At 50.9% G+C, this 25,230-nt stretch carries 27 protein-coding genes; 12 read left to right on the top strand and 15 right to left on the bottom strand.

Going from position 1 to position 25,230, the window contains the following annotated elements; all coding sequences use genetic code 11:
- Positions 1–218: 218 nt before the first annotated feature.
- Both VGN67_RS20705 and VGN67_RS20700 read right to left on the bottom strand, forming a co-directional pair.
- Positions 219–1,244, bottom strand: a complete 1,026-nt coding sequence (locus VGN67_RS20705; protein WP_327488810.1) for a FecR domain-containing protein — start codon at positions 1,242–1,244, stop codon at positions 219–221.
- A gap of 18 nt (positions 1,245–1,262) precedes the next feature.
- The gene (locus VGN67_RS20700; RefSeq protein WP_327488809.1) at positions 1,263–1,838 is read right to left on the bottom strand and encodes an RNA polymerase sigma-70 factor; all 576 of its coding nucleotides are present in this window, start codon (positions 1,836–1,838) and stop codon (positions 1,263–1,265) included.
- Between the two features lie 282 nt (positions 1,839–2,120).
- Here VGN67_RS20700 and VGN67_RS20695 point away from each other — a divergent pair, with 282 nt between their 5' ends.
- Entirely contained in the window at positions 2,121–2,858 is a 738-nt protein-coding gene (locus VGN67_RS20695; RefSeq protein WP_327488808.1) for a head GIN domain-containing protein, read from the top strand.
- 107 nt (positions 2,859–2,965) lie between these two features.
- Here the strand turns inward: VGN67_RS20695 and VGN67_RS20690 are convergent, their stop codons facing one another.
- Together VGN67_RS20690 and VGN67_RS20685 are read right to left on the bottom strand one after the other, a co-directional pair.
- Positions 2,966–3,529, bottom strand: a complete 564-nt coding sequence (locus VGN67_RS20690) for an outer membrane beta-barrel protein (protein WP_327488807.1) — start codon at positions 3,527–3,529, stop codon at positions 2,966–2,968.
- A gap of 67 nt (positions 3,530–3,596) precedes the next feature.
- The gene (locus VGN67_RS20685; protein ID WP_414717353.1) at positions 3,597–3,794 is read right to left on the bottom strand and encodes a DUF4249 family protein; all 198 of its coding nucleotides are present in this window, start codon (positions 3,792–3,794) and stop codon (positions 3,597–3,599) included.
- A 488-nt stretch (positions 3,795–4,282) separates the two neighbouring features.
- Between VGN67_RS20685 and VGN67_RS20680 the strand changes: the two genes are divergently transcribed.
- Positions 4,283–5,959 (top strand): glycosyltransferase family 39 protein, encoded by a 1,677-nt coding sequence (locus VGN67_RS20680; RefSeq protein ID WP_327488806.1) that lies wholly within the window; start codon positions 4,283–4,285, stop codon positions 5,957–5,959.
- 88 nt (positions 5,960–6,047) lie between these two features.
- Here the strand turns inward: VGN67_RS20680 and VGN67_RS20675 are convergent, their stop codons facing one another.
- A complete protein-coding gene (locus VGN67_RS20675; protein ID WP_327488862.1) occupies positions 6,048–6,638 on the bottom strand; it encodes a M15 family metallopeptidase in 591 nt (196 codons plus the stop codon).
- A gap of 410 nt (positions 6,639–7,048) precedes the next feature.
- On the opposite strand from VGN67_RS20675, the gene VGN67_RS20670 reads away from it, so the two are divergent.
- Entirely contained in the window at positions 7,049–7,705 is a 657-nt protein-coding gene (locus VGN67_RS20670) for a response regulator transcription factor (RefSeq protein ID WP_327488805.1), read from the top strand.
- A gap of 139 nt (positions 7,706–7,844) precedes the next feature.
- Positions 7,845–8,270 (top strand): hypothetical protein, encoded by a 426-nt coding sequence (locus VGN67_RS20665; RefSeq protein WP_327488804.1) that lies wholly within the window; start codon positions 7,845–7,847, stop codon positions 8,268–8,270.
- A gap of 58 nt (positions 8,271–8,328) precedes the next feature.
- On the opposite strand, the gene VGN67_RS20660 is transcribed toward VGN67_RS20665, so the two are convergent.
- From VGN67_RS20660 to VGN67_RS20640, 5 genes are all read right to left on the bottom strand, one after another.
- Positions 8,329–8,991 (bottom strand): hypothetical protein, encoded by a 663-nt coding sequence (locus VGN67_RS20660; RefSeq protein WP_327488803.1) that lies wholly within the window; start codon positions 8,989–8,991, stop codon positions 8,329–8,331.
- A 217-nt stretch (positions 8,992–9,208) separates the two neighbouring features.
- Positions 9,209–10,207, bottom strand: coding sequence for a LiaF transmembrane domain-containing protein (locus tag VGN67_RS20655; protein ID WP_327488802.1), 999 nt, complete (start codon positions 10,205–10,207; stop codon positions 9,209–9,211).
- Positions 10,208–10,219: 12 nt separating this feature from the next.
- Positions 10,220–10,405 carry a LiaI-LiaF-like domain-containing protein gene (locus VGN67_RS20650; protein WP_327488801.1) on the bottom strand — a complete coding sequence of 62 codons (186 nt, stop codon included), beginning with the start codon at positions 10,403–10,405 and terminating at the stop codon, positions 10,220–10,222.
- 60 nt (positions 10,406–10,465) lie between these two features.
- Positions 10,466–11,179 carry a PspC domain-containing protein gene (locus tag VGN67_RS20645; RefSeq protein ID WP_327488800.1) on the bottom strand — a complete coding sequence of 238 codons (714 nt, stop codon included), beginning with the start codon at positions 11,177–11,179 and terminating at the stop codon, positions 10,466–10,468.
- A 210-nt stretch (positions 11,180–11,389) separates the two neighbouring features.
- Entirely contained in the window at positions 11,390–12,013 is a 624-nt protein-coding gene (locus VGN67_RS20640) for a hypothetical protein (RefSeq protein WP_327488799.1), read from the bottom strand.
- A gap of 181 nt (positions 12,014–12,194) precedes the next feature.
- Here VGN67_RS20640 and VGN67_RS20635 point away from each other — a divergent pair, with 181 nt between their 5' ends.
- Positions 12,195–13,274, top strand: coding sequence for a DUF2891 domain-containing protein (locus VGN67_RS20635; protein WP_327488798.1), 1,080 nt, complete (start codon positions 12,195–12,197; stop codon positions 13,272–13,274).
- Between the two features lie 10 nt (positions 13,275–13,284).
- On the opposite strand, the gene VGN67_RS20630 is transcribed toward VGN67_RS20635, so the two are convergent.
- Positions 13,285–14,748 (bottom strand): hypothetical protein, encoded by a 1,464-nt coding sequence (locus VGN67_RS20630; RefSeq protein WP_327488797.1) that lies wholly within the window; start codon positions 14,746–14,748, stop codon positions 13,285–13,287.
- A 216-nt stretch (positions 14,749–14,964) separates the two neighbouring features.
- On the opposite strand from VGN67_RS20630, the gene mnmA reads away from it, so the two are divergent.
- Together mnmA and VGN67_RS20620 are read left to right on the top strand one after the other, a co-directional pair.
- Positions 14,965–16,074, top strand: coding sequence for a tRNA 2-thiouridine(34) synthase MnmA (gene mnmA / locus VGN67_RS20625; protein ID WP_327488796.1), 1,110 nt, complete (start codon positions 14,965–14,967; stop codon positions 16,072–16,074).
- A 160-nt stretch (positions 16,075–16,234) separates the two neighbouring features.
- Positions 16,235–16,519: a SelT/SelW/SelH family protein gene (locus tag VGN67_RS20620; protein ID WP_349256115.1), complete on the top strand. Its 285-nt coding sequence runs from the start codon at positions 16,235–16,237 to the stop codon at positions 16,517–16,519.
- Positions 16,520–16,528: 9 nt separating this feature from the next.
- Here VGN67_RS20620 and VGN67_RS20615 read toward each other — a convergent pair whose 3' ends face one another.
- Positions 16,529–16,936 carry a DUF983 domain-containing protein gene (locus VGN67_RS20615; protein ID WP_327488794.1) on the bottom strand — a complete coding sequence of 136 codons (408 nt, stop codon included), beginning with the start codon at positions 16,934–16,936 and terminating at the stop codon, positions 16,529–16,531.
- Between the two features lie 284 nt (positions 16,937–17,220).
- Here VGN67_RS20615 and VGN67_RS20610 point away from each other — a divergent pair, with 284 nt between their 5' ends.
- Positions 17,221–18,852, top strand: coding sequence for a carboxylesterase/lipase family protein (locus VGN67_RS20610; RefSeq protein ID WP_327488793.1), 1,632 nt, complete (start codon positions 17,221–17,223; stop codon positions 18,850–18,852).
- Positions 18,853–18,930: 78 nt separating this feature from the next.
- Here VGN67_RS20610 and VGN67_RS20605 read toward each other — a convergent pair whose 3' ends face one another.
- Positions 18,931–19,470, bottom strand: coding sequence for a DinB family protein (locus VGN67_RS20605; protein WP_327488792.1), 540 nt, complete (start codon positions 19,468–19,470; stop codon positions 18,931–18,933).
- Positions 19,471–19,522: 52 nt separating this feature from the next.
- On the opposite strand from VGN67_RS20605, the gene VGN67_RS20600 reads away from it, so the two are divergent.
- Both VGN67_RS20600 and VGN67_RS20595 read left to right on the top strand, forming a co-directional pair.
- A complete protein-coding gene (locus tag VGN67_RS20600; RefSeq protein ID WP_327488791.1) occupies positions 19,523–19,702 on the top strand; it encodes a hypothetical protein in 180 nt (59 codons plus the stop codon).
- Positions 19,690–19,980, top strand: a complete 291-nt coding sequence (locus VGN67_RS20595) for a type II toxin-antitoxin system RelE/ParE family toxin (RefSeq protein WP_327488790.1) — start codon at positions 19,690–19,692, stop codon at positions 19,978–19,980. The genes VGN67_RS20600 and VGN67_RS20595 overlap by 13 nt, the downstream gene beginning before the upstream one ends.
- Before the next feature lie 13 nt (positions 19,981–19,993).
- On the opposite strand, the gene VGN67_RS20590 is transcribed toward VGN67_RS20595, so the two are convergent.
- Positions 19,994–21,295, bottom strand: a complete 1,302-nt coding sequence (locus VGN67_RS20590; RefSeq protein WP_327488789.1) for a DEAD/DEAH box helicase — start codon at positions 21,293–21,295, stop codon at positions 19,994–19,996.
- A gap of 219 nt (positions 21,296–21,514) precedes the next feature.
- Here VGN67_RS20590 and VGN67_RS20585 point away from each other — a divergent pair, with 219 nt between their 5' ends.
- Together VGN67_RS20585 and VGN67_RS20580 are read left to right on the top strand one after the other, a co-directional pair.
- Positions 21,515–22,003 carry a CinA family protein gene (locus tag VGN67_RS20585; protein ID WP_327488788.1) on the top strand — a complete coding sequence of 163 codons (489 nt, stop codon included), beginning with the start codon at positions 21,515–21,517 and terminating at the stop codon, positions 22,001–22,003.
- Between the two features lie 154 nt (positions 22,004–22,157).
- A complete protein-coding gene (locus VGN67_RS20580; protein ID WP_327488787.1) occupies positions 22,158–24,524 on the top strand; it encodes a S9 family peptidase in 2,367 nt (788 codons plus the stop codon).
- An 83-nt stretch (positions 24,525–24,607) separates the two neighbouring features.
- Here the strand turns inward: VGN67_RS20580 and VGN67_RS20575 are convergent, their stop codons facing one another.
- Complete coding sequence (locus VGN67_RS20575; protein ID WP_327488786.1) at positions 24,608–25,078, bottom strand: YMGG-like glycine zipper-containing protein; 471 nt, start codon at positions 25,076–25,078, stop codon at positions 24,608–24,610.
- Positions 25,079–25,230: the final 152 nt, after the last annotated feature.

Here is a 25,230-nt window from a genome sequence, read left to right as displayed (position 1 = left end):
GGACGGCCCCAGAGGGGCCAAACCTTAGTAGCAGATTAGCGAGTTGCAGAGATTTAAGCCCCGGTAGGGGCGACACTAAGCCTCTGATGTGTCGCTCCGCAGCGGCGGCCGCCTACGGAGCTTTATGAACAATTCTAACGCCTATTCTACTAAGTTACCGCCCCCTTGGGGCTAAAAATAATTTCTTCGTACACTACTGATTAAGAATTCGTAATTACTTACTGACAACCGGTACCTTCCAGCCAGTAGGTATCGCCTTGGTGGCTCAGGCGCAGGTTCAGGGTTTCGGCAATCACCGCCAGGGTAGCGTCCAAAGTTTCCCTCTCAAAACGGGCCGTCAGACGGCAGTTGGCCAGTTGTTCAGTGGAAAGCCGTACGTCGGCGTTGTACCCATTCCGCAGCGACTGCACTACCTCATCCAGGCTGGTGGCCGTAAACTCAAACACCTGCGTACGGTAGGCGGCCATGTTGGGGTCGGCCAGGATATTTCGCATAATAGTGTCGGCCTCTACTTTTACTCCTTCGCCCTTAGTCAAAATGGCTTTGCGGGACGCTTTGCTTACTTCCACCTTACCGCTTTTTACGTCCACCCGAACCGCTTCATCGTAGGCTTTTACGTTAAATGAAGTACCTACCACGCGTACCTGGGTACCGTTGGCGTCAATAACAAAAGGATGACTGGCGTCGGGGGCTACGTCAAAAAACGCTTCTCCTTTTAGGGATACGGTGCGAAAATCGCCCGTCAGTCCTTCGGGGTAAGTGAGGGTAGAGTTTCGGTTAAGGAATACTTTGGTGCCGTCGGGTAAAGTCTTTTCAAATGTATTGTTTTGGGTACTGACACTTACAAGTTGCGGGCTAGCTTTGTGGGTAAAGAATAACCAGCCAAACGCCAGGGCGACCAGGGCTACGGCCGCCGCCGCCCAGAGGGTAGGGGTCATCGGCCGCTTGACGGGCATAGGCTTTATGATGGCTTCGGGCTTTCGGACGGGAGTTGCCGGTTCCGGCGCAGCCCTGTGCATGCGCTTTTGCATTTTCTCCCAGGCGGCATCCGTATTGACCGGCATGCGTTTTTGCCCCACCGCCTGGCTCCGCTCCCACAGTTTGCGGTAGGCAGCCAGCTCGGTGGCACGCCTGGGCGAGGCCTCGAGCCATTGCTTCACCTGGTCGATTTCCGCGGCGGTGGCCGACCCCGCCAGGTAGCGCGCCAGTAGCTCGTCAGAAATGGGTTCGTTTGGGTTATTCAAGAGAATAAATTAATACGGTCAAAAAACAAAACAAGCCAACCAAAACAGCGCGGGCAGGTAGTCGGCCAGTTCGCTGCGTAAAATGCGTAATGCCTTCCCGATCTGATTTTCGATGGTCTTGATCGAAAGCCCCAGCCGGTCGGCTATTTCCTGGTACTTCAGTTCTTCAAAGCGGCTCAACCGAAACACCAGCTGGCACTGTTCGGGCAGGCGGCTGACTGCCTCTTCAATGCGCTCTTCGAGTTCGGTTCCGTAAATAGTTTCAGTAACCGCTTCGTATCCCTGGGGCTGGTAGTACAGTGAGTACTCCCGGTGGGTTTCGCGAACCTGGTAGTGCTTGATCTTATTCAGGCAGTGATTATGGACGGCCCGGTACAGGTACGCTTTCAGCGAAAGGGTTATTTCCAGTTCACTCCGCTTTTCCCAGATACTCAGAAACACCGTCTGTACCATTTCCTCGGCTTCGTCCTCGTCCTTCAGCAACGAATTCGCATAATGACACAGACGTTCGTAGTACGTACGGAACATCTGCTCAAAAGCGGACTCGTGGCCCTGCCGAATGGCGGATACGATTTCTGTGTCGGATAAGTGCACGAAGGCGTCTTGTTTTTTTCCGTACAAAAATAGGTAATTGCCATCAGTACCGGTTCCGATATTTTGAAGAGCGGTTGCTACCAAGTTTAAAACTATTTTCTCCCATGACAACCAAGTACCTGCCGACCCCTACGATCAGGCCGAAAAAATAATTTTTTGTTTTGGATAGGGGGAAAGCCGGGGAGGGCTGTCCTGATACAAAGGCCGACGAAAAAGCCAGTCCTTGTTATTTAAACTAAATCATCCATTTTATTTTGTAGTACCAATTATCATTTATTAGCCATGAAAAAAACCTTCACTTCCATTCTTTTCAGCGTAGCCATCCTGGGATTCTTACTGACTATGCAGTCGTGCCTTTACATCAACTCCATGGACGGTGGCATTTCTCCCCGGGGTACCAGTACCCGCGACGTCAGCCTGACCAATTTTGACCGTCTTGAAATGGGCAGCGCGTTTCACGTCAGAGTACGGCAGGGCAATACTTTCCAGGTAACGGCTACCGGTGAACTGAACGACCTCGACGACCTGGATGCATACGTAGACCGCAACGGCTTACTGACCATCCGGTACCGCAACGCCTGGCGCACACGCCGCTACCGGATGGACATCGACATTACCATGCCCGAGCTGCGTTCGGTACGTTTTTCGGGAGCGAGCGAATCAACCATCGAAGGCTTTGAAGACCAGCGTCGGGTAGAAGTAAACCTGTCGGGCGCTTCCCGCTCTACCTTTACCGGCTCTACTGAACGCATGGACGTAGACCTGTCGGGCGCTTCGGAGCTGAATCTGCGGGGCGATGGCCGCTTCCTGACCAGCCAGCTTTCGGGCGCTTCGCAACTGGTAGGTACTGATTTTCCGGTAGAAGAAGCCGACCTGGATTTGTCCGGTGCCAGCCGCGCCCGTGTATGGGCCTCCAAGTACCTCAAAGTAGACGCCAGCGGTGCCAGCACTGTACGCTACCGCGGCAACCCTACTACCGAGCAGCGCCTGTCGGGAGGGAGCAACCTCAGCAAGGAATAAGTACTTAACATACTGGATTGTGAATCAGGGCGGCCCACGGGCCGTCCTGATTTTTTATTGGTACAGAAAAAATCCTGCTTTACCAGAAGAATAAAGGTAATTGCAGGTCAGCGAAGGTACAGCGAGAGTCCCAGCCGGAGCGTTACAGCCCTATTATTTCTTCTCCCCAAATCATCATTAAAGTGATGACGGTAGTTGGCATCTGCTTCTAGGGCGACTTTAGGCGCGACAAAGTAGGCTACACCAGCCCCTAACGATGCATTCCACCCCTCATCGCCTCTAAACCTGACCAGCTCACCATTTTGACTCATGGTAAGTGCCCGGTTCCAGGTATACCCTGTCATGAAATTCACATAGGGCCTGGCCTTCCAGTTCCCGAAATAGTAGCGGGCCAATCCGTGTATACTTGTGGTATTACTTTTATAGGTAAGCGTCTCCATGAAGGTTCTTTGGTCATGATCCAAAGTGAGTTGAGTACCTAAAACCAGATTTTTATTTACGAAATAGCCAAGTTGAGGCGCTAGCTGTAGGCTGGTTATTTTACTTTGCTCCACACGTCTAAATGAGCCATTTCCCGATAGTCCCACCAGCCAGGTACCCTGGTCGGTTTGGGCTGTGGCACAGAAAGACAATAACGATAGGAGAGATACGAATAAACAACGCTTGATCATGTGGATGGAGTTGAGGTGAATGAATTGAAAAGTGATGGTGATTCGTTACGAAATAGTTTAGTACTAATTATTGGGGAAGCCGTACCTGCAAATTCCTATTGACCAAGTTCATAGCGGCTACTACCCCGTATCCACCTTCTACATTGGTATAGGTCGACCTGGGTTCTGCAAACGCATTATCCGGTCCCTCTGGCTTATACTGGGTTTTGGCATAGGCTACATACTCCGGAGAGAGTACTGCCATCTCCAGGCGAAGTTGAGCTATGACTTTAAAGCAGATAAAAAGGATAGGAAAAGAGTTTATTCATAGAGGGTGTAGTTGTGGTTTGGTACTTAAAATAAACACTGGAATGAAGATGAATTATACGCTGGAATGGTTGTAGAGCGAACCCCTATTTAAGCTTTTTTAACATTTGATTTCCAGCCCAGGTATATGCCCTGTCAGTTGCGGCATCTTGTGAAGTTATATAGCGGTGTATGGTTTCGGGAAGCCAATATAGGGAGGGACCTTTAGAAAAGATTTTAAAATTTGAGAAAGTTATCCAACGGTCGGTGGAGGTTATTACGGCGCTGTCTCTATCCACTCCGGACTTCAATCCTCTGAAAAGAAACTACTGTTCTACTATTTTTTCGAAACAGATAAAAATCCTGCGCTTTAACTGTATAAACAGCATGAAATCTTTGTATACCCTGTAAGTACCTTCAAAGGAAAGGCGTAAGTTTGGCCATTTAATACAGTATTCGCTAACCTTAATGAATATACTTCGCCGCACTGACTACCTCCTGATAAGCCTTGGTGTACTACTGGTTTACGGCCTGGGGCTGTTCCTGCCCATCCTGAATTCGGACCCGGCCTTTAACGCTACGGTAGCCCTGCGGATGTACCAGTCGGGCGATTATATAAGCCTGATCAATCAGTTTGAGCCTTACCTCGACAAACCCCACCTGTCTTTCTGGCTGGCAGCCGCCTCCTTTGAGTTGTTTGGAGTATCGGCCTGGACCTACCGGCTACCCTCCCTGCTGGTTTCGGTACTTGGTATTTACGCCACCTACCGCCTGGGCAAAGAAGCCTACAACAAGGAAACAGGTGCACTGGCGGCGGTGGTACTGGCCACCATGCAGGCACAGGTACTGGCCAACCACGACGTACGAATGGACGCCCTGCTGACGGGATTTGTGGCCGTGGGTGCCTGGCAACTCTACGAGTACCTCAGGTACGGCTCTACCCGCAGTGTGCTTTGGGGAGGCGCTATGGCTGGACTGGCGTTTGATGTGAAGGGCATGGTGGGGGTAGGAGTATTGGGTATAGCTTTTTTGGTGGAAGTACTGCACCAGAGGTCTTGGCGACGGCTTTTCTCGGTAAAAATAGCCCTGGCTTTCGTGGCATTTGTAGTCGTTATCAGTCCGGTCCTGTGGGCGTACTACATGCAGTTTGATTTACATCCGGAGCTGGTCATAGCGGGCCGGAAAGGATTGTCAGGCGTGCGTTTTATTTTGTGGGATCAGAATTTCGAACGGATGTCGGGGGGGCGGTTCGGTCAGAATGGTGCCAATGATCCCCTCTTCTTTTTTCATACGCTTTTGTGGGCGGTACTGCCGTGGTCCCTGCTCGTGTACGCGGCCTGGATTACCCGTTTTATTTATATTCGAAGAAGACCCGTAAAAGAATGGTTAACGGGTGGAGGGGCCCTGGCCTGTATGGTAGTGTTTTCCTTTTCTTCTTTCAAGCTCCCGCACTACCTCAACATCCTCTTTCCCCTGATGGCGGTGTGGGTGGCCGGCTGGATTGTGGAGGCAAAGCTCATGCAAACCCAGGCCAGGCTCCGTTTTTTAATCTGGGTACAGTCGGTAGTACCTGTACTCATGATTGGGGTAGCTTTATTGTTGAGCTTCTGGATTTTCAGCCGGGGTACCGGTACACTGGCGGGTACCCTGCTGGTAGTGTTCGGGGCCGGACTGGCGCTTTACCTTTATTTTATCAGGGATGCACTACGCCGGGTACTGCTGTTTTCGGCTTTGGGAGCGTTGTACGTCAATAGTATACTCAACGGATTAATATACCCCGAGCTGGATACCTACCAGGCCGGTAATCAGCTGGCTAAGGTAATTCGGCAGCAGGGTATACCGACTGAAAAGCTATTTTTTGCGGAAAGTACTCCGCTCTTTTATGACCTCGAACTGGGCATTGAACAAATTATCCCCTACGCTACTCCCGAACAGGTAAACGAAAGATTGCAGAACCGGCAGGCGCTCTGGTTGATCATTGACCCGACTCAGGTACCTGGGTACCTGCGGCCGGGGGTACGGGTGGTGAACCAGCGCTGCTTCCACGATTTTCACATTACCCGCCTTACCGGTACCTTCCTTAATCCGGACACCCGCCCTCAAACGCTGGACACCTACTGTCTGGTGGAGCTTGTTAAAGAGTGAAAGAGCGAATGCAGGAAGTTACGCGCAGAGTTCTTCTCATAGACTCATAAACCCTAAACTCATCAACTTTTTCCTTACCCTTTTTCGCCTACCTAATAATACCATAGGTAGCTTTGGCCTGGCGGCGCGACATACCGTCGAAATGCCACCATTCGGTGGGGTTTACCGAAAAACCCGCCCCGGTCATGGCCCGGCGGAGCAGGGCGCGGTTGGCTATCTGCCGGGTGGTGAGTTTGCCTTCGCGGAGCATCTGTTGTTCGGTGCGGGGGTAGGCCAGCGGCCCAAAGTAGTCGTAGTGGGTACCCATGTCCAGCGCGGTACCGTTTTCGTCGGCTACGGTCAGGTCCACGGCGCAGCCAAAGTTATGGATAGAACCTACCTTGGGGTCGGCCACGTACTGGGGCTTTTGCCGGGCGGGCATATCCAGCGCGTCCCACAGGATGTACTGTACTGAGTTGGGACGGGCGGCGTCGTAGACCAGGAGGCGGTGGCCGGGTTTTATTTCTGCCAGCAGTTTATTGGCGCGGGCCAGCTTACGGGCCATAGCGGGTTGCAGGTAAGCCCGGGTCAGGTCGCCGTACACGTCTTTCCCGACGAAGTTATCCGTTGTCGAGTATTTGAGCTCCACCAGCAGGGTTGAATCTACTTTTTTAATATCCACCAGTCCCTGGTTTATCATAGCCTGCTCCAGGTCGGGCACGGATTCCTGAATGGGAGGGGCTTCCTGAGCTTCCGGGGCGGGGGGAGTAACGGCAGCGGCAACTACGGTATCGGAGGGGGGAGAAGTACTAAATACCTGGGTATTCCCGGACTGGCTTTTACAACCATAAAAGAGGACCGGAAAAACCGCTGTTAGTAGCAGAAAAAAGCGCCTGAACATGGGGGTAGACATTAGTTTATTGAAAGTGCAAAAGTAAGGTTTGACGGTGGGTTTGGGCTTATTGTTACAAATATTCTATATTTTATTGCAAAGATCCGTCAGATATTAGCTAATATTACTGAGCTGATAAGTAGAATGTAAAGCCCGGCTGCCCTATGTAACTATACATTTAAGGATAAATAGTACTACATCGGCACCCATACACACCTATGAAGAAAATACGCATCTTACTGGCAGACGATCACCGGGTATTAGTTGAAAGTTTAGCCATGCTGGTGTCCGCAATGGAAGGAATAGAGGTAGCAGGAATCGCCAACAACGGAACCGAGGCGCTGGAAATGCTGGAACAACTGGAGGTAGATGTCGTGCTGTCGGACCTGCACATGCCGGTTATGGGAGGAATTGACCTTGCCAACCAGATAAGTCAGAAGTTTCCAGAGGTAAAGGTACTGCTTCTGACGATGGATGAAGAACCCGAGGTGATTCGGGAGGCCATGCGAGTGGGCGTTAAAGGATATTTATTGAAAAACACGTCGCGGCATGAATTGGAACAGGCCATCCTGACGGTTATGGCCGGCGACCAGTACTTCAAAGAACACATTCTGAGTCGCCTGAACCAGCTACAGACAACCGACGGTACTACCGAGTCCGAGGCCCAGGACCCGGTAAGCATCCTTTCCAGCCGCGAAATTGAGGTAATTCGCTATATTATCAATGAAGTACCTACCGCCCAAATCGCCAGTGAGATGTTTATCGCTCCGAGTACCGTAGAAACCCATCGTCGCAATATTTTCAAAAAGCTGAATATCCACAGTGTAGTGGGCCTCACCCGCTATGCCCTCACGCATGGTCTTATTGATAAATGAGAAGAGCGAACTAATAGGGGATAATTGAAACTATGGAGGAAAGAATTGGATTTAAGTCCAAAGTGTGTGAAGCTTTTAGTAGTATTATGTATACTAGCCAGTTAATTTCTCATAAGACTCAACTCATTCTCTAAAAATCATGAAACAAGTAAAACTCCTGGCAGTGCTACTGCTGTTCTGTTCGACCGTATTTATTGGTTGTAAAAAAGACGATGTGGACCCGGTAGAGGAGTCGCCTTACGTGGGCATATGGAAAGGGACTACGAATTCGGGTGATTCGCTGCGGTTTACGATTTCGGATGTACAGGGTAAGCCAATGCTGACCAGCTACGACGTAAACGTCCGGGTTAACTACGCTGGAACCCAGCTTACCACCAATCAGAAAGGGACCAACTCGAACGGGTACTCCGAAGTAATAGGGGATAAAATTGAATTTAAAATTGACCCGGTTGCGGTGGCAGGTACCTTTACCAGTACCACCACCCTGGAAGGTACTTACAAAGGAGAAGTGGCAGTGCCAGCGCCCGGTACTATTCAGGGTACTTTTACGGCAAAAAAGCAGTAATTAAGTACCTAGGTACAATAAAAATTAGGCCCGGAAGCTTGCTTCCGGGCCTTGTGCGTTAGTTGGTTTTCCTGGCGGTTTCGCCCCAGCTTACCTTGAACTTCCCGTTATTCACGGTTAACTCAGCCGTTTCTTTGGTCTTTTTGGTGTTGTCGTGGTCGTGCGGGTCGCCGGTTACGAGCATTCCCCCGCCCGCGGCTGTAATCACCTTTTTTTCCAGATTGGCAATAAGCCCGTAACCACCCAGCGTAGCGGCCGCTCTTTTCTGGTAGTATACGCCTTTAAGTTTGGCGTCAAAAGTCCCCTCAATGGAATGGTCGCTTACGGCCGTAACGGTTACAGTTCCGCTCAGGGATTCTCCGTCGTGGAAGCCGTGTCCCATTTTTTTGGTTTCTTCGGTGTAGTCAACCAGGGCGTAGCCGTTGGGCAGGTCAACCGCTTTCTCGTATTTCGACTCCAGTTCCCGCATGGTAAGTACCGGGTAGGTACCGGGTTTTAGTTCGCCAAAGTAGTACAGCCGAATCCAGAGCTGCACGTCCGGATTCACTTCCATGCCGGCAATAGCCAGGTAGTTAAAATCACTAACCGGGATTTTCAGACGTTGTGCTTTGGCCTTCCACTCTTTTCCATTGATGGTGGCCTGAAAGGTATTGTCGGGAGTTTGGGCCCATACGGCGGTGCCCATGCATAGCCCCACTACCAGAAAGAAAACTTTTTTCATAGCTTGTTATTTAAAATAGATGGTGAATTATTGAGTTGATTTATCGAAATTATGGTTACTTTTTGACTTTGTCAATAATAAGGAGCCTAAGTTAGTTAAGGGCGTAACTAGCTGGCAATAAGGAATAAATAAAATTAAAAGAAGGGGACTTCCAGGAAAGCCCTGCCGGGAGCGGGTAAGTACCCGACAGGGCTAACGTAGCCAGTATACGAACACACTAATACCGATTGATACTTACTTTGGAAAGTCCGGCTTCGTACCTGATGGTGATTTTCTGCCGGGCGCTATCAAAGTTGGAGGAGCGATAATGGTTGTCATCAATTTTTTCCAGGTCGTCCAGTTTTTTGATGTTCATAGCGCCATCAATCCAGACTTCGCAGCCGGCCGAGCGGGGTACCTCAATCGCCACGGAGGCCACACCTGACTCTACATCCACATTGGTAGTTTCGTTTTTTTCGCCCAGGCGAAGGTCAACATCGGCGACTCCGGTACTTAGTTTGAGTGTTTTTACTTTGTAATTACTGAAATCCATATCGGCCTTACCGGCTCCAAAGCCCATAACTACGTTCCAGACGGGTGCTTCGTTCAAACTCATAGTGACAACATTTTTTACTTTGCCGTCTTTAAGATTAACGTTTTCCTCTTCCATTTTAAAATCAACCCGGGCGGTACCCTCCGATTTATTAGAGCGAATGTTGGAGATAAAGCCCCCAATGGAACTGCGGGTGTCAGCTTCAAAAAGTTTGGAGGAAGTACCCCGTAGTGTAAATTCACCAGCCCCACCTTCCAGGTTAAAAGTAGCTTCCTGAATAGCCCCATCCATGTCGTACTCGTAGTGGTTGGTTTGCTCGTTTGTGTTGCGGTTTCGGCGTTCTTCCCGGTAGTCGTGGTCGCGGGAGTCGTGTTCATTATCATTATGCTCCTCCTCATGGTCCCACTTAAAGTTCCAGTTGTTACGTTCAAAGGCACGGTCGGTGCGGTGCAGAATTCCGCCCAGTACCGCTAGTGCTATGAACAGTCCGGCGAGGCCGCTGCCGATGCTCCCCCGTTCCCGTCCGGTGGTCAGGAGACTGATACCAGCCAGGATAAGTAGTACCGGCCAGAAACGAAGTACTTCGTCCCAGTCAATGTTGAGCAGCCCCATGTTGCGCAGGAGCCAGAACACCCCCAGAATTACCAGGAGGCCGCCCCAGAAAATACCATTCGATCGTCTCATAGCAGAGTAAGGTTAGTAATTTGAATTTGTGCTTTTGTCAGAGCTAATGGTTTGTCGGAGCAGTAGCAGGGCGCCCGATACGATCAGGATGATAGGCCAGAAATAACGGCCAAAGTCAAAATCTGACAATTCTTCAATAAGAAACAGGGAGCCTACTACTATGAGTATTACACCCCAGAAAGTGTTACGAAAGTTCATGGCTTGCTTAGCGTTTAAAGGTTGACAATTGGAAATAAAGGAAGGTACGGGTTGCAGTCCTTAATTGACCCGAATGGGGCCATCGTCTCCGTTGGGCTCATCCGGACCGGTAGGATCAGTCGGCCAGGTAGGGTCAGCGGGGGCATTGGATGGAGGCGGAGCCGGGGTTGGGTCCGGATCAATGGGGCGTACGGGTTCCGTTGGGGCATTGTAAGGGGGTGTCGGAGCCGGGGTCGGGTCCGGGTCAATGGGGCGTACGGGCTCGGCCGGTGGCGGCGTAACTATGGGGTCACGGTCGGAGTGTAAAGTTTCTTCATCGCGCTGACGAAGCAGCAGATAAGCACCAATGCCAATCAGGGCCGCGGGCCAGAAATAGTGCCGGATGTTGTACCAGATAGGTAGCTCGTCAACCAGCAGCACAATTCCAACGGCCACCAGTCCGAAGCCCAGGATTTTGGCTGACTGTCCGGGCTGCGACGGACCGCTTCCAAAAAAGGTTCTCGACGCGGAAGCAGTGCCGGGGGTACCTCCGTAGGTTTCACCGGTGGTGGAGCCGGTAGTACTTCCGGTAAAGGTAGTGGTTTCACCTTCGGGTAGTGCCACCCACAGGATAATATAGGCAATGATGATCCAGCCGGCGTGCGGAGGAAGCAGCAAAGCCAGAATGAACAGCACCCGAATAATAGCTTTATCAACAACGAAATAATCGGCTACTCCGGCGGCTACACCGCCCAAGACCGCCTCACCGGGTATACGACGCAATTTCTTTTCCATGAGAGTAAGATAGTGTTAGGATTAAATTGTATTCAAAGGTAGTAGGTTATGCAAGATACTTCAAGCCGGAACTATACTATCGGTTCCAGTTAAGGTTAAATGGTCAAATACCGGGATGCTATACAAAAGTCCGGTCGGGCCTGTTATTCAGCCGTTCCGGTACTAACGGTTCCTGCTTTTGCTGCGCCTGAGGGCGCTTTACGGAGTGTTTTATTCTTCTTCGAGGGCTTCCAGAATATCCATCATGGCTCCGAAGTCCTTGAATCCGGGACGAATTTCCTCACTGCCGCGCAGGGCTATACCGGCTACGGTAGTAGCCGTTAGCAGGTCCCGTACTTCCTGCTCGTCGTTCAGCCCGAAGCCAACCAGAATTGGGTACTGGCCGGCGAGCTGTTCCAGGAAATCTTTCCAGTCTTCGGTTAGGGGGGCATCCTGCTCACTTTCCAGCAGAAAAAAATCAACCGCCGAAGCATACCGGCTCATAAGCGCGTCCAGCTCATCCGCATCGTAGGTATCCACATTGACCCGCAGCAACAGGGGCAAAGAAAGGTCGCTGCGCAGGTAAGGAAGCAGGTTGGGGTCTTCTACCTGCAGGGCATCTATCCGGTATTCTTTCAGGGCTTCCAAAAGTACCTGTGCTTCCGTCAGTGCCGACTCGGCCACCAGTTTTACACCCACCAGCCAGTTACGTATTTCTTCAAATTTCTTGGGAGCGACGTACCGGGGAGAATCGGGATCAACGGAAAACCCAAGCATATCTACGCCCATGCCGGCGCAGTAGCGGGCATCGGAAAGGTTAGTAACGTTACTTATTTTGACGGTGGTCGTGAGCATTTTTTTATTTTCTTGTATGGCAAATGAGGCAGGCAAACCCGTATCCGGAACCTGTCTGCCTGTAAAGTGGCCGGGACAGTGGTCACAAAAGTAATAGTTTGGCCGCTAAGTACCCTACATATAGCTTCTTGTCCCTAAATTAGTAGCCTTTCCTGCCAATACTCTCAATTTATTATTCAATATGAATCTAAAAAAGTACCCGTTTGTCCTGTTGTTGCTGATGATTTCATTTGCCGGATTCTCCCAAAACTCTTCTTTGTTTTCAAAAGAAATGGCCAGTCGCCTGGCCTCCCTGCCGATTCACTGCATTGATCAGGAGTTTCCCAATAAAACCGGCCACTCGTCCGACAGCCCCGACGACCACCGCCTGTTGCCGAGTGAGCTTCATCCTTCTTTTTACGGCTGCCTCGACTGGCACTCGAGTGTACACGGGCACTGGATGCTCGCCAAACTCCTCAAGACCTACCCCGACCTGCCGGAGCGTGAGCAGATCATCGCTATTTTTAACAGGAACTTTGACCCGGCCCGCATAAAAGTGGAAGCCGAGTACTTCACCAAATACAAGACTACCCGCACCTTTGAACGTACCTACGGCTGGGCCTGGCTGCTCAAGCTGGACCAGGAACTGGCTACCTGGGATACACCCCTGGCCAGGCAGTGGCACCAGAACCTGCAGCCCCTTACGCTGGCTTTAGTGGAGCTATGGACCAATTTTTTGCCCAAACAAACCTATCCCAACCGCACCGGAGTACATCCCAACACGGCTTTTGGGCTGGTGTTCGCGCTGGACTGGGCGCGGACGGTGGGCAATCCGGCCTTTGAAAAAGCGGTGATTGAAAAGAGTAAAGTATTCTATGAAAAGAATGAAAGTACCCCCGCCTACCTCGAACCCGACGGCTCCGACTTTCTTTCGCCCAGTCTGGAAATTGCCGACCTGATGCGCCGGGTACTTCCGGCCAAAGACTTTGAAAAATGGCTGAATACCTTTTACGAAAAGCGAAGCATTGATACCATTATCCGGATGCCAATTGTCAGCGACCGCACCGATTTTCAGATCGTGCACCTGGATGGGCTCAGTCTTAGCCGCGCCTGGTGTATGAAAGGAATAGCGAAGACACTACCCGCCAGCCATCCCTGGAAAAAGCTTTTCAACGATACGGCCGGGCAGTTTTTACTCAAAACCTTACCGAACGTTACCTCCGGCAACTACGGCGGCGACCACTGGCTGGCTTCCTTTGCGGTGTATGCTATATTTGACTAAGGTACTCCGGCTAACGGGCCAGGTAGCGGACGTAAAAAGAGTTTTTGTTAGCGAGGTATTCATCCGCGCCCTGCTTCCCCCAGTGGTACTTAATTGCTTCGTAGGTATTGGGAAACTGGTTGAATGGATACGGTTCAAAAGGAATGTAGTCCGGAAATAAAGCTTTGGTACCTGCATTTTTATAAAGAGCGCGACCCAGGTGAACCGTTGGAACTACCATACCAAGGGACACCAGAAATAGTAACAGCAGGATAGGCTTTGGGGTAAGCAGGGGCTTTTCCTTGCGGAAATACGTATGAACACCTCTGAGGAGAAAAACCCCGATTACGCAAAAAACAGGTATAGTGCCACGAATTAACCAGTCGTTAACCAGGCCGATTCTATACTGCGACATAACCACAAAAAGCCCAAAAGTAGCATACATGAACCAGCTAGGGAAGGTATCCTGGTAGGGGCGCAGGTAGAGCGTTAGCGTGATGAGGACCAGACAGTCAATGACAATTTCGATGGTGTATTCCAGAAAGATTTCCGAAAGGGGGTCGAAAGACCAGATGAAACCATTGACCGGCAGCCCGTCGGAGGATAGCAGGTAAACAAAGGTGGGAAGAAACAGGAGTCCGGGTAACAGGTACCAGTTGACGAATTGTCTGCCAAATAGCTGGTTGAAGTGCCTCCAGTACCGTTGAAAAAAGACTATGCCGAAAAGAAAAACCAGTACCATAGAGGGAAAAATGGCCCAGGTAAAACCCAGCGTTATCGGAAAGAAACTTTCGTCCATTTTTTTTCGGATGAAGGTATCATGAAGTACTATCCCTACCAGTAAAATAGAAGTAATGACCTGATTGGGTACCCACAAAGACTGCTCAAAGACCGACCATATTTCGATGGTAAAAGGAACAATGTGGAAGTCATGTTCAAGGCTTCGGTAAATAAGGGTTTTAAGAAAATGCCCGATTCCGCCAATACATAAAAAAACTACCAGAAGCCTTTTACTCTTGTTGATAAGCAGGAATATCCAGGCCAGGCCCAGCGCGAACCCTAGTGCAGTCCAGATAACGAGAGCCGGAATGGACAGTTGATTGGTAACTTTTGAAAACAGGGCCGGTACTAAGTAGTAGCTGAAATAGTAGCAGGCGTACTGCCCTTTTTCGGCGAAGTACATGGGCCAGGGATTTTTGTAAAGGTCATAGTACTTGGCATTGTGAGCTACGTGGTCTATGGTTTGGTACGAAAGGTTGCCCACTCCGGTTACGGCGGCCCAAACCAAGGAGAAAAGTACCAGGAAAAGGATTTCTTTGGGGAGTAGGGGTGGGGCAGCAGTATCCTGCTTTTTAAAAGTTTCAATCCCAAATAAATATAAAAAGCCCAGAGCGATGGGTATACTGTATTGAATCCGGAACCAGCCAAGTACAAAAAGGAGGTGGGGTAGCAGCAGGTATGCAAGGCTTAATTTACGCAATAAAGTAGTATTCATTCCCAAATAAGGAGTTGGCATAATGGGTAAGTTGGCAATATACGGTTCATTTTGAGTAGAAAACCAAAGTTACCCGAAAGTAGTAAAGGTGTAACACTTTCCGGAAACGAACTTTGTCCGGCAGTCTGTTTGTTGAAGCAATTATCTACTTTTGCAAGAAAATAACTACTACTATTACAAAAATCGGAAGGCTTTGAACCTTCGCGGATTAACAACATGAGCAAACACGGACGAATATTGGTCGCCATGAGTGGCGGCATTGACTCTTCACTGGCGGCGGTTATGCTGCACGAGCAAGGCTACGAGGTCATAGGCATGACCATGAAAACCTGGGACTACGCCAGCAGCGGTGGTACCAAAAAGGAAACCGGCTGCTGCTCCCTCGACTCCATCAACGACGCCCGCAACGTGGCCGTGGAGCTGGGCTTTCCCCACTACATCCTGGATATCCGCAACGAGTTTGGTGACTATGTCATTGACCACTTCACCAGCGAGTACCTGGCCGGACGCACCCCCAATCCCTGCGTACTGTGTAACACGCACATTAAATGGGACGCGCTGCTGCGCCGCGCCGACCGCCTCGACTGCGAGTTTATTGCGACCGGCCACTACGCCAACCTGCGCGAAGAAGGCGGGCGTCACATAGTTTCCAAAGGCGTAGACACCTGGAAAGATCAGAGCTACGTTCTGTGGGGCGTTTCGCAGGAAAGTCTGAGCCGTACGCAGCTACCGCTGGGGTACCTGCATAAAAGTGAAATACGCGATATGGCCCGCGAACGGGGCTTTATTGACTTGGTCAATAAGTCCGAAAGCTACGAAATATGCTTTGTACCCGACAATGACTACCGGGGATTTTTGCGGCGCCGGGTACCGGGCCTGGAAGCCGAAGTAGCGGGAGGCAAGTACGTACTGGAAGACGGTACCGTGGTAGGTACGCACGAGGGTTACCCATTTTATACCGTGGGCCAACGCAAAGGCCTGGGTATTGCGTTAGGGAGGCCGGTATTCGTGACCGAAATCCGGAAAGAAACCAACGAAGTAGTACTGGGTGATATGCCGTCACTCTACCGGGACGGCATGTATGTCAGCAAACTGAACCTACAGAAGTACGCTTCTCTTGACCAACCCCTTGAAACCGTTACAAAAGTCCGTTACAAGCACGATGGTGCCCCGGCCACTGTTATTCAGGAAGAACCCGACAGGATAAAGGTACTCTTCCACGACGGTGTCAACGGAATTGCACCCGGCCAGGCAGCCGTATTTTACGAAGGCGACGACGTAGTGGGTGGCGGCTGGATTATGAAAAGCTTTCAGCAAAGTATTTAATGTACCTCATCCCGCGTCTCTTCTGCCCCCTTCCGGCTCTGGCGGCCTGGTCCTACCAGGACAAGGGGTGTTTTTTACAAAGTGTTTGTCGTTTTTGAACTATGTAGGCCAGAGAAATTAGGGCGGCTCATTCCCTCATTCACCACTCACTCATTCCAAACTGATTCGTATGAAACCAACCATTATTATCGAATACTGCCCAAAATGTGGCTGGTTGCTGCGGGCCGCCTGGATGGCGCAGGAACTACTCACTACTTTTTCGGAAGACCTGCACGGTGTAACGCTGCATCCGGCCGAAGTGGCCGGCAGGTACTCCATCACCATGGGGGAAGAGGTACTTTGGGACCGGAAGCAGGAAGGCCGCTTTCCCGAACCCAAGGAAGTCAAACAACTGGTCCGCGACCGGATTGATCCCGAGCGCAGCCTGGGCCACAGCGACCGCTGAGCCAGGTACTTACTTAAAACCTTGCTTCTTGGGTATCTGATCGCAGGGGCCTTCGTAGCCAATAAATATATTGATCCAGATGGAGCGGGAGAGCCGGAATATCAGAGAAAGGAACAGGATGGCCATGATGACAATGGTGACGACCATGGTTGTAATCGAATAGTCCCCCAGGATCACGTTCAGGGCTACCCAAACCGCCACGAACAGAGCGGTATTGATGGCGTAACTCACAAACATAGCCCCAAAGTAGTAGCCCGGCTCCGGCTCAAAGGACTGGCCGCAGCAGCTGCACTTGGGGTACATTTTGGAAAACTTGGCGGGATTAAACAGCGTACCCGGCGTGAACATATCGCCTTCGTGGCAGCGCGGACACTTAAATTTGAAGATGCTGTACAGTCGTGATTCTTTCCAGGCCATAATAGCTGTGTATAGGTTAGAGGTTTGTCGTTTGCTTTATTTCTTCTGTTGCCTGACTACTCCATAACTCCGTGCCATTCCCTCCGAATTCCGGCGGTCAGTCTTTTTTTAGCCGTAAAGGTACCTCCACCTAAGTTAGTTTTTCAACGGTCTGGCTTTTTTAAAGGTTAACAATTTAACTTTTACCAATAGGGGCCCGGCCTGTTGTAGTAGATTAAACCACCTAATGACTCTTTGTGTATAGTTTACAAGATAAAGTAAAAGCTTTGTTCATGAGAAAACCTATGAAAAAAATCCTGGTTTTATTACTGCTAAGTACACCACTGATGGTATTGGCCCAATTAAAAAAAGAAGGTGCAGCGCCCCGTGTGAAGGTCGCTCAGGGTACGCTGGAAGGCGTGGATGAGTCGGGGGTTTATACGTTTAAAGGTATACCGTTTGCTCAGCCTCCGGTAGGAGAGTTACGCTGGAAAGCGCCCCAGCCCCCCAAAACCTGGCAGGGCGTCCGGAAAGCCGAGAAATTTGGTCCCCGCCCCATGCAGCGATCCGTCTTTGGGGATATGAATTTCCGCTCCGACGGAATGAGCGAAGATTGTCTGTACCTGAACGTCTGGACACCCGCCAAAACCGGTAATGAAAAGCTACCCGTACTGGTGTACATTTACGGAGGTGGCCTGATTGCCGGAGACGGCTCCGAGCCCCGCTACGACGGCGAAACCCTGGCGCGGCAGGGCATGATTACCGTTACCCTCAGCCACCGTCTCACCGTTTTTGGCTTCATGGCGCACACCGAACTCACGAAGGAGTCACCCAACAATGCGTCAGGTAACTACGGTTTCATGGACCAGACGGCCGCGCTGCGCTGGCTGAAAGATAACATTGCTGCCTTTGGTGGTGATCCCAATAAGATTACCGTGGCCGGTGAATCGGCCGGTTCGGTGTCGGTGAGTGCCCAGATGGCTTCTCCGCTGGCTAAAAATCTGATTGCAGGGGCCATTGGTTCCAGTGGTTCCCTACTGGGTACCTTGTCGGCTACAACCCTGGCGCAGGGCGAAGAAAACGGGGTGAAGTTCGCGACTATGGTAGGGGCTAAGTCACTGGCGGACCTGCGTAAGATGTCGGCTACCGAAATACTCGAAGCTACCGCCAAACAGGGCGTACCCCGCTTTGGTGCCGTGGTAGATGGCTATTACTTCCCCAAAGCGCCGGTAGATATATTTATGGCGGGTGAGCAGGCCAAAGTACCTCTTCTAATCGGCTGGAACTCCGAAGAAAATAACTACCGGTCTATACTGGGAAAAGAGGAGCCTAGCCCGGCGAATTATCGCAAGGCGGTTCAGAATTTGTACGGAAGCAACGCCGAAGAAGTGTTAAAACTGTATCCGGCTACTACCAACGATGAGGTAATGGAGGCGGCTACGGCGCTGGCTGGTGACCGCTTCACCGGATTCAGCAGCTGGAAATGGGGCGATGTACACGCCAAAACCAGTGGCAAGCCCGTGTACCGGTACTTCTACACCCACCCACGCCCGGCCATGCGGCCCGAAATGGGTGACGCCGTAGCCGGACTGGCCGGTGGCGTGATCCGGGGCGCGGCCGCCACGGCCAACCGTCCGCCCGCTCCGAAGGGCGCGGTGCATTCGGCTGATATTGAGTATGCCATGGGGAATCTGGCGACTAATAAAGTATATGACTGGCAGCCCGAAGATTACAAGGTATCGGAGATTTTTCAGCAGGTGTATCTCAACTTTGTCAAAACCGGAAATCCGAACGGACTGGGAGTACCCAACTGGCCCGCTGTTAAACCCGGCCAGGAGCCTTCCATGATTATGATTATTGATAAAAACACCCGGCTGGAAAAAGATACTACCCGGCCGAGGTTCCAGTTTCTGGATCAGCTGTCAAGCAAAAAGTAGAGAATTTATTTCTGCTCAGATAAGAAAACAAAGTACCCGGCATCAATGAATGGTGCCGGGTACTTTGGCTTTAGGTACCTACGTAGTAGCCGGTTTAGAATCAAGCAGCGGGTAGTACCGCTCCTCAATTACGCTATAGTGGTGAACGGGATGTCCGCAGATGACAAAACCCAGGGCCAGTACCGAAATGTCGCCTTTGAAAGTTAAACCCTTCCGCATTAGCATTTCCTCATCAAAGCTCCTGAACAGCGCGAGGGTAGAGGTACGCAGCAGCGCCCACTCTTCCAGCAGGTCGGGTAGTGTGCGCCGGTCTGCTTTGGCGTGGGCGGCAAAGTAGTCCTCTTCAAATCCGGGCAGTTGGGTCTTATCGTTACGGGCAAAGCGCAGGGCCCGGTAGGTCATTATGCGCTCGGTGTCCAGGCAGTGCTGCAAAATTTCCTTTACCGTCCATTTGCCCGGCGCGTAAATTTTATCACCAAGTGTCGTAAGAAGGTCCGTTTCGGCAAACACAATGTCGGGGGCATACCGCTGTAAAGCTTCCAGCAGGGCCATTTCTTCCACCCGATTGATGTACCGGTCGAAGAAAACAGGCATGGGATTAATAGTTGATTTATTCATAGTGGAGGTACTTGTTTAGTGTAATTTTGGTAAATTGGTAAAAAAATGGAATATGCGAAAAGAGAAAGTGCTGGAAGCTGTTAATGAACTGCCGGCTGAATTCGAATTAGAAGAACTCATTGAGCGGCTACTTTTTATTGAAAAAGTAGAGAAGGGAATGGAGCAACTTAATAAAGGCCAGACCTATACGCACGAAGAGGTGAAGCAGACAATAAAGACATGGCGCAATTAATTTGGTCGAATCTTGCTTTGGATGATTTACGGACTATCTATGATTATATATCTAGTGATTCTCCATTATATGCCGAGAGGTTAATCGATAAAATTGTTGAAAGGGTAGAGGTACTTAAAAGCCATCCCCATGTTGGAAGGAAGGTGCCTGAATTTGAAAATGATAACCTACGGGAGCTAATTGAAGGAAACTACCGGATAATCTATTTTCTGGAAAGTGAGGATAAAATAGGGATTGTTCGGATTCATCATTCGGCTCGTTTATTGAGAGAATTGTAAGGTACTTAACATATTATCTCGAAATTTCCATTTTTATTCTTTTTCCCTTAATCTTCTCGCTCCTGATCAGTTGCACTACCTCTTTGATCTTGTTCCGCTTTACGGCCGCGTAGGCCGCATGGTCCTGCACTTCAATCCGCCCCAGTTCCTCTTTCTGTAAATTGCCTTTCTGTAACAACAGCCCCACAATATCCACTTTATTGATTTTATCTTTCTTACCCGCTCCAACGTACAGGGTACTCCAGTCGGTTGGTTCAGGAAGCTCGTCCCGCTCGGGTAGTTGTAAATAGTCAAGAGGCTGGCTCAGGTAGGCAGGTACTTCGTCGTCGGTCAGGAGGAGGTAGGCGGTACCTTTGGCGTGCATACGGGCCGTACGGCCGTTGCGGTGGGTAAAGGCTTCTTCGGTGGGCGGTAGCTGGTAATGGATTATATGTTCAATCTCCGGAATATCCAAACCGCGGGAGGCCAGGTCGGTGGTAAGGAGTACCCGATGGCTGCCATTTCTGAATTTGAGCAAAGCCCGTTCCCGGTCGGGTTGCTCCATGCCGCCGTGAAATACGCCGTGCTCCAGCCCCCGATTCCAGAGTAGCTCACTGATGCGCTCCACCGCCTCTCTATGGTTACAGAACACCAGCGTGGCCCCGCTCACAAGGGCACACAGCAGAGAATACAATGTTTCGGGCTTTTCCGTCGATTCCGCACGTATTGCTTTTAGGGTCAGGTCGGGTTTACTGGTACTTTCTCCCAGAAAGTCCAGTTCCGCCGGATTTTGTATTCCTGTAAAGTCAGGAATAGTATCCATGCGGGTAGCGGAGGTGAGGATGCGTTTCCGTACTCCCGTCAGCTGTCCGATGATGTAGGCCATATCGTTCTGGAACCCCAGTTCCAGCGCTTTGTCAAATTCATCCAAAACCAGCGTATGAATAGGAGAAGGATCAATGGTGTGGTGGCGCAGGTGGTAGGCGATTCGGCCTGGGGTACCTACCAGCAGGGCGGGGGGCTCCACCAGACTGTTTTTTTCAATGTAGGTTGGGTGGCCGCCGTAGCTGCTAAGAACCTTGAAGCCCGTACCCATCTGCCGAAAAACCTGCTCAATCTGCATGGCCAGCTCCCGCGAAGGGACCAGTACCAGCGCCTGAACTCCCGTTGCCTTTTCGGAAAGCCTCTGCAGAACCGGCAGCAGGAAAGCCAGCGTTTTGCCCGAGCCGGTGGGAGAAAGCAGTACTACGTCCTTATCCTGTGCAGCCTGGATGGAAGCCTGCTGCATGGCGTTCAGCGCCTCAATTTTCAAGTTTTCAAGTACTTTATTAAGCATAACAGTGGGTAGTAGTCTGGAATCAGATTTCGTAAAGTACTTATAAAGGTAGGGGAGAAATTGTAAAACCACCGAGGTGCTCTGTTAAGAGTCAGGTTTTTTAACTCATTCACTTCTAAACTTAAAATTCTCTCATTCACCCCCTCACTCATTCACTCAATAAACTCCACTGGCAAACTTTTTTAGATCCCATTTGGACACTAGTTTTATCTATATTCTATGCCAGCTGAATCCGTAGTTAAGATGTCCCACTTCATGCGGGACCACCAGTTGACCATTTCTTTTGTCGAGAGCGCATCCACCGGCCGCTTTGTGTACGATTTTACCAGCGTACCCGAGTGCGGTACTACCGTAAAGGGCAGTATTGTTTGCTACAATGTAAGCGTAAAGGAAACGTTGCTAAAAGTCCCCAAGGAAGTTATTGAACAGTACACGGCGGAGTCGGCGGAGGTCACGCAGTACCTGGCCGACAGCCTCAGGGGGCTGATTCCGGCCGACCTAATCGTAGCTGTGACGGGTCTGGCGTCGCCGGGTGGGAGCGAAACTTCCGAAAAGCCCGTGGGTACCATGTTTGTACACGGGTACATTGGTGACGAACTTTTTCGCAAGCGTTTTGTATTTGACGGCGAACCGGACGAAATAATAAAACAAACCATTGACAGCACCGCGGCTTTTCTGCTGGAAGAGGTACAGCGCGTGTATGCCTGACAGGTAGAGGGGCTGCTTCCTGGTAGATAAAAAACGTCGCGGGCAGTGCCTGTTTCGGCTGAAGCAGATGCTGCTGTCCTTTTCCGGTACTTCAAAAGTCAGGGATTTATGGTAAATTGCGGGTTGAAACTAGTACCTGATTTACCTTAACTTCATGAAACAAACGCTTCGACTCCTGGGGCTGCTACTGCTCCTGGGAACGAACCTCTCCTTTGCCCAAAAGCTTTCGACTCTCACCGTAGAGAAAATCATGCGCGATCCCAGGCTCTGGATCGGTACTTCGCCCAGTAACGTGTATTGGTCGGAAGATTCGCAAACAATTTATTTTAGCTGGAATCCCGACAAGGCTCCTTCCGATTCGCTGTACCGGTATTCTATTGCGGATAAAAAAATAACCAAGGTACCCCAGCAGGAGCGTAAGCAGCTCCCTGTTGCCCAGGGTACTTACAATCGGATGCGTACGCTTAAAGTATACGCCAAAGACGGAGATATCTACCTGCTGGACCGCAATGGATTTGCCATTCGTCAACTGACCAACACCGTCGAAAGTGAAAGCAACCCCCTGTTTAGCGGCGATGAGCAGAGCGTTATTTTTGAAAGAGGCGACAACCTGTACAGTCTGACGCTGGCGACGGGGCTGCTAACCCAACATACTGATTTTAAATCCGGCAAGAAAAAGGAAGACCCTAAGCTAAGCGAAGAGGAGCAATGGCTGAAAAATGACCAACTGGCCCAGTTTCAGGTACTGAAGGAACGCAAAGAAAAAAAAGATGCGGGCAAGAAAATCAGCGAAGCCGAAAAGTCCCGGCGGCCCAAAGAGATTTTCTTGGGAGAAAAACGGGTCGATAACGCCCGCCTCAGCCCCGACGGCCGCTTTGTAACCTACCGCCTGTCCGAGCCGGACAAAAAAGCCAAACGTACTATTGTGCCCAATTATGTTACCGAGTCGGGTTTTACCGAGGATCTCCCGGCCCGGACGAAGGTAGGTGCGCCACCCACCAGCTACGAGTTTTGGGTGTATGATGTACAGAAAGATACCACCCGCAAGGTACCAGTTAAGCAGATCGTGGGTATATCCGACAAACCCAACTACCTTAAAGATTATCCGAAGCAGGATTCGGCCTGGAAAAAAGACAAGGAACGCGATGTACTGATACACGGTCCCTTCTGGTCGGAAGATGGCCGCCGGGCGGTGGTGGTAGTACGTTCGCAGGACAACAAGGACCGCTGGATTATGGCTTTTAACCCGGACTCGCTGTCACTGCGCCTCCTGGACCGTCAGCGCGACGAGGCCTGGATTGGTGGCCCGGGCATGGGCAACTACCCAATGTCGGCGGGTGAATTGGGCTGGCTCGACAACCAGACCGTTTATTTTCAAAGTGAAGCCGATGGCTATTCGCACCTGTATACTGTCAATGTAGTAACGGGGCAGAAACAGCAGCTCACAAAAGGTAAGTTTGAAGTTCAGAATGTGGTACTTTCAAACGACAAAAAATGGTTTTATTTAACTACCAACGAGGTACATCCGGGCGAGCAGCACCTGTATAAAATGGCCGTAACCGGAGGTGAACGAACGCGTATCACGCAAGGTACCGGAGCCCACGAAGCCGTACTTTCACCCGACGAAACCAGACTGGCGGTGCGCTCCTCCAACAGCAACACCCCCTGGGAATTGTTCGTAATGGAAAATAAACCCGATACTGGTAAAGACCAAGTTACCCGATCCACCACGGAAGAATTCCGCTCCTATCCGTGGCGGGAAGCCAAGGTAGTTACCATCAAAGCCTCCGACGACTCCGACGTATACGCCCGGGTGTACGAGCCCAAGAAATCCAACGGCCGGGCGGTGGTATTTGTGCACGGAGCCGGGTACCTGCAGAATGCCCACAAGTGGTGGAGCCAGTATTTTCGCGAGTATATGTTCCACAACCTGCTGACCGACCTGGGCTATACCGTGCTCGACATGGACTACCGCGCCAGCGCCGGCTACGGACGCGACTGGCGGACGGGTATCTACCGGCACATGGGCGGCAAAGACCTCAGTGACCACGTGGATGGTGTAAAGTGGCTGATAAAAAAGTACGGTCTTGACCCCAAAAAAGTAGGGATGTACGGCGGCTCCTACGGCGGATTTATTACGCTGATGACCTTGTTTACAGAGCCGGACCTGGTAAAGGCCGGAGCCGCCCTGCGGCCGGTTACCGACTGGGCCGCCTACAACCACCCCTACACAGCCAACATCCTGAATGAACCCCAGGCCGACAGCCTGGCCTACCGCCGGAGTTCGCCCCTGTACCACGCTGCCGGACTGAAAAACCACCTGCTGATCTGCCACGGCATGGTCGACGTCAACGTGCATTTTCAGGATGTGGTGCGACTTACCCAGCGGCTGATCGAGCTGGGCAAAGACAACTGGGAACTGGCCGTGTACCCCATGGAAGACCACGCCTTTGTAGAACCCTCCTCCTGGACCGACGAATACAATCGGATTCTTGAACTGTTCGAGGAAAGGCTGCGGTAGCGATCTGTTTTTTTCAGGGCAGAGCACAAAAAATCGCTCGCCGGAAAGGGTTCCGGCGAGCGATTTTTTGTGCAATCTATTCATTACTTCAGGTATGAGGCATACGAGTAGTCGGGGGTACTAGCGGCTTTTCTCTCTTTCCGCTTGTCAATGATGACCCCGGTAGCAGCACCGGCACCGGCACCCACTACACCACCTATTACGGCACCTTTAACTTTTTTCTTGGATACAACCGCACCAGTGGCAGCACCTACCGCACCACCGATAATGGCACCCTTAACCGGTGTACTCAGACCTTTTTTCTTCTGCTTTACCGCTACTGGTGTAGTATTTACACTAGGCTTGTAGGCATCAGTGCTGGATACGCTTCTTTCGCGGGGAGTCCAGTCGTCGTTGACCTGCTGGGTACTGCGGGCGTCGCCGGTAGTACCAGGACGGGCGGTACCGTTTGCAATTGCTATCGATTGCATGGAGTCAATGGCTGATTGCTTGGCCTGGTGCGCATTCAGTTGAGACTTCAGTTTCAGAATCTCGGCTTCATGCTTTGCTTGCATGAGTTCTGCCTGCAAATCGGCAGTAGACTGTGTATCAGATTTGGTATTGTTTACACCGTTACAGGAAAACAACACACTTGCGACTGCTATTATTGCTATGAGATTTTTCATGATTTCTAATGTTTAGTCCTACAACCGGCACATTTAACAAC

The sequence above is a fragment of the Telluribacter sp. genome, assembly GCF_035998675.1.
GTDB lineage: Bacteria > Bacteroidota > Bacteroidia > Cytophagales > Spirosomataceae > Telluribacter.
This window is presented reverse-complemented; position numbering and strand designations above follow the sequence as displayed.

Excerpts from the sequence above, each read along its gene's own strand:
- VGN67_RS20640 (WP_327488799.1), bottom strand. The coding sequence starts at position 12,013 with ATGCTCACGACCACCGTCAAAATAAGTAACGTTACTAACCTTTCCGAT.
- VGN67_RS20670 (WP_327488805.1), top strand. The coding sequence starts at position 7,049 with ATGAAGAAAATACGCATCTTACTGGCAGACGATCACCGGGTATTAGTT.
- VGN67_RS20665 (WP_327488804.1), top strand. The coding sequence starts at position 7,845 with ATGAAACAAGTAAAACTCCTGGCAGTGCTACTGCTGTTCTGTTCGACC.
- VGN67_RS20600 (WP_327488791.1), top strand. The coding sequence starts at position 19,523 with ATGCGAAAAGAGAAAGTGCTGGAAGCTGTTAATGAACTGCCGGCTGAA.
- VGN67_RS20655 (WP_327488802.1), bottom strand. The coding sequence starts at position 10,207 with ATGAGACGATCGAATGGTATTTTCTGGGGCGGCCTCCTGGTAATTCTG.
- VGN67_RS20605 (WP_327488792.1), bottom strand. The coding sequence starts at position 19,470 with ATGAATAAATCAACTATTAATCCCATGCCTGTTTTCTTCGACCGGTAC.
- VGN67_RS20575 (WP_327488786.1), bottom strand. The coding sequence starts at position 25,078 with ATGCAAGCAAAGCATGAAGCCGAGATTCTGAAACTGAAGTCTCAACTG.
- VGN67_RS20580 (WP_327488787.1), top strand. The coding sequence starts at position 22,158 with ATGAAACAAACGCTTCGACTCCTGGGGCTGCTACTGCTCCTGGGAACG.
- VGN67_RS20615 (WP_327488794.1), bottom strand. The coding sequence starts at position 16,936 with ATGGCCTGGAAAGAATCACGACTGTACAGCATCTTCAAATTTAAGTGT.
- mnmA (WP_327488796.1), top strand. The coding sequence starts at position 14,965 with ATGAGCAAACACGGACGAATATTGGTCGCCATGAGTGGCGGCATTGAC.
- VGN67_RS20590 (WP_327488789.1), bottom strand. The coding sequence starts at position 21,295 with ATGCTTAATAAAGTACTTGAAAACTTGAAAATTGAGGCGCTGAACGCC.
- VGN67_RS20650 (WP_327488801.1), bottom strand. The coding sequence starts at position 10,405 with ATGAACTTTCGTAACACTTTCTGGGGTGTAATACTCATAGTAGTAGGC.
- VGN67_RS20680 (WP_327488806.1), top strand. The coding sequence starts at position 4,283 with ATGAATATACTTCGCCGCACTGACTACCTCCTGATAAGCCTTGGTGTA.
- VGN67_RS20630 (WP_327488797.1), bottom strand. The coding sequence starts at position 14,748 with ATGAATACTACTTTATTGCGTAAATTAAGCCTTGCATACCTGCTGCTA.
- VGN67_RS20660 (WP_327488803.1), bottom strand. The coding sequence starts at position 8,991 with ATGAAAAAAGTTTTCTTTCTGGTAGTGGGGCTATGCATGGGCACCGCC.
- VGN67_RS20695 (WP_327488808.1), top strand. The coding sequence starts at position 2,121 with ATGAAAAAAACCTTCACTTCCATTCTTTTCAGCGTAGCCATCCTGGGA.
- VGN67_RS20675 (WP_327488862.1), bottom strand. The coding sequence starts at position 6,638 with ATGATAAACCAGGGACTGGTGGATATTAAAAAAGTAGATTCAACCCTG.
- VGN67_RS20610 (WP_327488793.1), top strand. The coding sequence starts at position 17,221 with ATGAAAAAAATCCTGGTTTTATTACTGCTAAGTACACCACTGATGGTA.
- VGN67_RS20635 (WP_327488798.1), top strand. The coding sequence starts at position 12,195 with ATGAATCTAAAAAAGTACCCGTTTGTCCTGTTGTTGCTGATGATTTCA.
- VGN67_RS20645 (WP_327488800.1), bottom strand. The coding sequence starts at position 11,179 with ATGGAAAAGAAATTGCGTCGTATACCCGGTGAGGCGGTCTTGGGCGGT.
- VGN67_RS20595 (WP_327488790.1), top strand. The coding sequence starts at position 19,690 with ATGGCGCAATTAATTTGGTCGAATCTTGCTTTGGATGATTTACGGACT.
- VGN67_RS20690 (WP_327488807.1), bottom strand. The coding sequence starts at position 3,529 with ATGATCAAGCGTTGTTTATTCGTATCTCTCCTATCGTTATTGTCTTTC.
- VGN67_RS20585 (WP_327488788.1), top strand. The coding sequence starts at position 21,515 with ATGCCAGCTGAATCCGTAGTTAAGATGTCCCACTTCATGCGGGACCAC.